The organism is Candidatus Angelobacter sp., from assembly GCA_035607015.1.
Lineage (GTDB): Bacteria > Verrucomicrobiota > Verrucomicrobiia > Limisphaerales > AV2 > AV2.
Genome location: DATNDF010000378.1, coordinates 1 through 4,806 on the forward strand (window position 1 = coordinate 1; position 4,806 = coordinate 4,806).

Consider the following 4,806-nt stretch of genomic DNA (forward strand, 5'->3'; position numbering starts at 1 on the left):
CTTCGGCAGTTCTCGCAACCACGAACGTGATCGCGGCCACAATCGGGAAAGACCTCCCCAGAAGGACAGCCCGATCAACAGGCCGCAGCCGACTGTCATCAGGAGAATGAACCCGGCCAGAGCCGCCAGCCGTCTGTGCGCTTGGAGCAGCGACAGATTCGGAACCATCATCAGGCAGGCGAACAGCAGCATCGCGAACAGACCGAGCAGTCGGTCAACCACCACTGTCACCACGGCCTCCGTTTTTTTGTGGTGTGTTTCCCTCGCCGCGTAATACGCCTTCAACAGGTCTCCTCCGGTGGATCCGAGCAGGAAGGAGTTAAAAAAGTGGGCCACGAAGGAAATCTCGGCGGCGCGGCCCAACGACAAATCCAGCCCGTGGACACGCAGCACCATCCGCCAGCGAAAAACACCCAACCAGATGGTCAACCCCATGAAAGCGAGAGAGAGGAACATCGCGGTCCGGTCAACCAGCCTCAACGTGTGCCAGAGCTCACGCGGTCCCGAGGTCCACGCCGCCTGCCATTGGGCGGCGCGCGAAAGCTCCTTCCAGGAATGCCCCTGGCTTTCCCATCCCCTCCGGCCTTCGTTGAGGAAGATCGAGTGCAGAATCCAGAGCATGAGCGACGCGCAGACCGCAAGACGCCAGCCCACCCGCCAGGTTTTCCGCGGTGTGCTCACTCGTCGCCCCAGATGCTCTTCAAATGCCCGACGCCCCGCTCCAGATCCTCCGCAGTCACGCCGGGACTGAGTTCAAACACCTTGATGTGCTCCGGTCTGACCATCGGTTTGAGGACGGCGAAATCAATTGTCCCGGAACCTGGCGGGCAATGGTCCCGCGCTGGAAACTGCACGTCGTGAATGTGAAAACCCGCCAGCCGGTTCGACAGTGATTCCAGGTGCATCGCGTGGTGAATGAATCCGAGATTCTCTTTGATCTGCGCGTGGCCGGTATCGTGCCAGTAACAGATGACCGGATTGTTGAATTCCTTGAAGAACAATGTGAAGTCGCTTTCGAGTGGTATCTCCTCCAAAGCTTCCCGGTTTTCAACGCCAAGTTTGATGCCGCGCGCTTCGGCTTCCACCGCAAGCCTCGTGAGCATTTCGTTGGCAAGCTGGACGTGACGTTCCTTTTTCTGTTCCCGCTTGTCCATGACCTCGGCGCAAAGTTTTTCGTACTTGGGAGTCTGCTGCTGGCCGGCCTCGACCATGGCGATCATCTTGTCGGTGTAATCCTTCAGGTCTATACAGCCCAGGTGAAGCACCACCAGCCTTGCTCGCAATCGTTGCGCGGTTTCAAGTGTTTTGAGCGAATAACGCCAGGCATTCTCGCGTTCCCGGGGGTCGAGCGACGAGAACTTGAAAAGATTGGGGTTCGCCTGATTTACGCCGATCGGCAGCGGACAAAAGTTGTGCAGCGTGGAAATCCTGATGTCGCCGGCGTCCACCGCGTCAATAATCCCCGGCAGCAGACTGATGCGGATGCCGTGGCTTAGTTCGCAGTACTCGAATCCGAGGTCGCGGATCTCCCGCAGCATGGCGCGACCGTCGGTGTGGCGGTGTGAATTCCAGCAGGTGGAAAGGGAATACATAAAAAGGGCCGAGCGCGTTTATGAATCTGGACGACGCTCGGCCCCGGCGATTCGATTACTTACAAATCAGCATACCGGGCGCTTAACATGGCCGAAAAACGCGCCATCTTCATTTTGCGACGGCGCCGTTCGCTCGGCTTTTCATAATGCCGGTGGTTGCGAACTTCCTTCAGCGTGCCTTCACGATCGATCTTCTTCTTCAATCGCCGCAGCGCCTTCTCCACCGATTCGCCCTTTTTAAGTTTGATCTCTGTCAACGCAGATTCACTTCCTCTCCGGGACCTGGACTCCCGCGGACAACCATTGTCCGCTTCGGCCTTCAAGTCAGGGGCACGAGAGTAGTTTTGGCCTGCCACCACTGTCAACTTGCAAAGCTGGGCGCAACGCGGACGAAATCGCAGATTTCTCCCATGGATCGGGCCTTTACTCGTTTCCCAACCCTCACTTATCTGGAAACGGCGCTAAACGGCTTGCTTTCGATGGTCGGCCACCCCATGTTAGCGCCCGCATGGGTCTGCCCCGCCAAACTGTGCCGCTCAATCCGGAGCAGGTCGCCGAATTGCACCGGAAACTCTCGGACCTGCGCCACAACGTCAACAATCATCTCGCCTTGATGGTAGCCGCGCTCGAACTCATTCGCCGCAAGCCGGAAATGGTCGAGCGCATGCTTAACAATCTTACCGAGCAGCCACAGAAAATTCTCGAGGAATTGAAAAGATTCTCCGAGGAATTGGAACGGGCCCTGAATATCACTCGCGATTAGCCCGCGCCAACCGGCCCGGTGCGGATTTCAGCTTCCGTGATTGCCGCGGAGATTCCGGTCCGAGATGCAAGCCGAACGACCGCAGGCCGTGAAGCGGGCTTTCGGTTGTAACCTTCATTCTTCCATTTCCGTCTTGCGGTGTGTCGGACAAAGACCGAGACACTGGCAGCGCACAATTCATGAACTGCAGAAAGTACATCTCATGCGCACTCGCGGCTTTTATAGGATTGGGTATCGCCCACACGGTGCCCGCGGCGGACCTCGTCGAGGGCACAGACGTTCAAACGAGCCGACAGCAATTTCGCGAGAAACTGAAGGGCATGACACAGGAGGAACGCCGGGCTGCCACCAAGAAATGGCGCGAAGAACACTCCCGAGCCGGAGCGCTTCGCGAGAAACTGCGCAAACGACGCGAGCAGACAAAAAATCTCACGCCCGAACAGCGCGAAGCCAGACGCAAGGAAATGCGCGCTCAAATGGAGAAACGGCTGGACAGACTGAAGAAGAAACAGGCCGGCGGCACTCTCAGCGACCGGGAAAAACAACGATTAAAACGGTTGGAACGCGTCATGAGCAACACCGGCCGCCGGAGGGCCTCCGGAAACCAGGGAGCAAAACCGTCCGAGGACGGCAAGCCGCTGGAACAGTAAATTGACGACGCGTTGCGAGAACACTTTCGGTACAAGGTTGGTTTGGGTTGATGGAAAGCCACCGCGTTCGCGGTGGCTTTCCGCTTTCGTGCCTCCGGCGATTATGCCAGATTCCGCGGTTGTGGAACGCACCGATGCGGAGTTGATCGCCGCCGTGTTGAACGGTGACGCCGCATGCTTTGAACCGTTGGTGATAAAATATCAACCCCGTGTCTTCGCCACGGCCCGGCGTTACGCGCGCCGCGAAAGCGAAGTCGAGGACATTGTCCAGGAAGTATTCTTCAAGGCGTTTCAAAAACTTGGGAGTTTCCGCGGTGACGCGCCCTTCGAACACTGGCTTATGCGGCTGGCGGTGCGCACCTGCTATGATTTCTTGCGCGCGCATCAGAGGAACCGGGAAATGCCGTTCGCGGACATTTCCGCCGAGGAAGGCGACTGGCTGGAACGTTTTGGCGCGAATCCATCCGACGCCGACGAAAATGCCGCCGCCGCGCGCGAACTGGTGGCCCGCGTGCTGGCCCAACTCTCGCCCGCCGCGCGGCTGGTCATCACGCTGCTGGAAATCGAAGACCGCTCAGTGAAGGAAATAGCGGCGTTGACCGGCTGGTCGGTGGCGGTGGTCAAAATCCGCGCTTTCCGCGCCCGCGCTGAAATGCGAAAACATCTGAAAAAACTGGCGCGGGAAAAGTATTTGTAACCCGGATCCCGCGGTTGCCGTCTGTTTGAATCGATCTCGGTATGAATCTCGCCGAACTCCAAAAAAAGCTGCTGGCGGTCGCACGCGCAAACCGGCCCGCCGATCATGTGCCATACGCGTTTGAAAAGCGCGTCATGGCGCACCTGGCAACGAAGCCGGCCCCCGATGTCTTCGCGGTCTGGAACCGGACGCTCTGGCAGGCCGCGGCGCCCTGCGTGGCTGTCATGCTTCTGCTCGGGGCCTGGACTTTTTTTGCCCCGCGAAGCGACAATTCCGGCGTGACGCTGGCCAGCGAATTGGAAAGCGCCCTCTACGCGCCGTTCGACAATCAGACCGAAGCCTGGTGAATGCCTGGAAACCCATCCTCGCCGCTCTGGTAATTTTTGCCGCCGGAGTCGTGACCGGCGGCCTGACCGTCACACTTCGCGAGCCCCGACAAAAGGGCTCAAAAAACTCCCAGGTTCGTATCAAACAACCCGTCCCGATGCCGCGTGAAGGCCAGTTGCGAGAACTTTCGCGCCGCATGCAAAGTGAGCTCGAACTGAGGTCGGAACAATGGGAGCGCATTGAAACCATCATCCGGGAAAGTCAGGAACGGATGAAAACATTGCGGGAGGAAGTCGGTCAGAAGACCGCCGAGGAATTCAGGGAAATGCGTCAGAAAATCCGCGGCGAGCTGTCGCCTGAACAACGGAAGAAATTCGTCGAGATCATGAGGCAGCACGACGAGCGAAACAAACGCAACGACAACAACTCAACCCGCCTGTCACCGCCCGCCACCGGAAAAACTGAATAACCTGCCCGGCCGATCGCCTCATCGCGGTCCTTCAGCGGCCTCTACCACGGCCTCTGTCCCGCTGTGACCGATGATTTTGACCCGCTGGCCACGGTCAATCATTTCACCTTGGGAAATCACGTCGAGGACTTCGTCGCCAAACTGCGCTTTGCCTCCGGGTCGCAGGGACGAGATGGCAACTCCCAACTGTCCGACACGCGCTGATTGTTTCTGCTCGAGTTTTGCCACTGTGCTCATGCCGCTTGCCGTGTTTGAAACGAGCTTCCCGTAAATCGCGGTTTTGGGCAGAAACCGGCTCAATACAAACA

9 protein-coding genes are annotated in these 4,806 nt (G+C 58.2%); 5 read left to right on the plus strand and 4 right to left on the minus strand.

The window, feature by feature from the left end:
* From VN887_15230 to rpsU, 3 genes are all read right to left on the minus strand, one after another.
* On the minus strand, positions 1-681 hold a 681-nt coding region (locus VN887_15230; protein HXT41361.1), incomplete at its 3' end, for a lysylphosphatidylglycerol synthase transmembrane domain-containing protein.
* A complete protein-coding gene (locus VN887_15235) occupies positions 678-1,538 on the minus strand; it encodes a sugar phosphate isomerase/epimerase (GenBank protein HXT41362.1) in 861 nt (286 codons plus the stop codon). The genes VN887_15230 and VN887_15235, both read right to left, overlap by 4 nt.
* A 113-nt stretch (positions 1,539-1,651) precedes the next feature.
* Positions 1,652-1,849 carry a 30S ribosomal protein S21 gene (gene rpsU, locus VN887_15240; GenBank protein ID HXT41363.1) on the minus strand — a complete coding sequence of 66 codons (198 nt, stop codon included), beginning with the start codon at positions 1,847-1,849 and terminating at the stop codon, positions 1,652-1,654.
* Between the two features lie 251 nt (positions 1,850-2,100).
* Here rpsU and VN887_15245 point away from each other — a divergent pair, with 251 nt between their 5' ends.
* The 5 genes from VN887_15245 to VN887_15265 all read left to right on the plus strand — a co-directional run bounded on the left by VN887_15245 (position 2,101) and on the right by VN887_15265 (position 4,498).
* Positions 2,101-2,355, plus strand: a complete 255-nt coding sequence (locus tag VN887_15245; GenBank protein HXT41364.1) for a hypothetical protein — start codon at positions 2,101-2,103, stop codon at positions 2,353-2,355.
* Positions 2,356-2,534: 179 nt separating this feature from the next.
* Positions 2,535-3,005 carry a hypothetical protein gene (locus VN887_15250; protein HXT41365.1) on the plus strand — a complete coding sequence of 157 codons (471 nt, stop codon included), beginning with the start codon at positions 2,535-2,537 and terminating at the stop codon, positions 3,003-3,005.
* A 103-nt stretch (positions 3,006-3,108) separates the two neighbouring features.
* Positions 3,109-3,702, plus strand: a complete 594-nt coding sequence (locus VN887_15255; protein ID HXT41366.1) for a sigma-70 family RNA polymerase sigma factor — start codon at positions 3,109-3,111, stop codon at positions 3,700-3,702.
* A gap of 41 nt (positions 3,703-3,743) precedes the next feature.
* Positions 3,744-4,049 carry a hypothetical protein gene (locus tag VN887_15260; protein HXT41367.1) on the plus strand — a complete coding sequence of 102 codons (306 nt, stop codon included), beginning with the start codon at positions 3,744-3,746 and terminating at the stop codon, positions 4,047-4,049.
* A complete protein-coding gene (locus VN887_15265; GenBank protein ID HXT41368.1) occupies positions 4,046-4,498 on the plus strand; it encodes a hypothetical protein in 453 nt (150 codons plus the stop codon). The genes VN887_15260 and VN887_15265 overlap by 4 nt, the downstream gene beginning before the upstream one ends.
* 18 nt (positions 4,499-4,516) lie before the next feature.
* Here VN887_15265 and VN887_15270 read toward each other — a convergent pair.
* Positions 4,517-4,806, minus strand: a 290-nt coding sequence (locus VN887_15270; GenBank protein ID HXT41369.1) for an NfeD family protein, incomplete at its 5' end; no start/stop codon positions are given.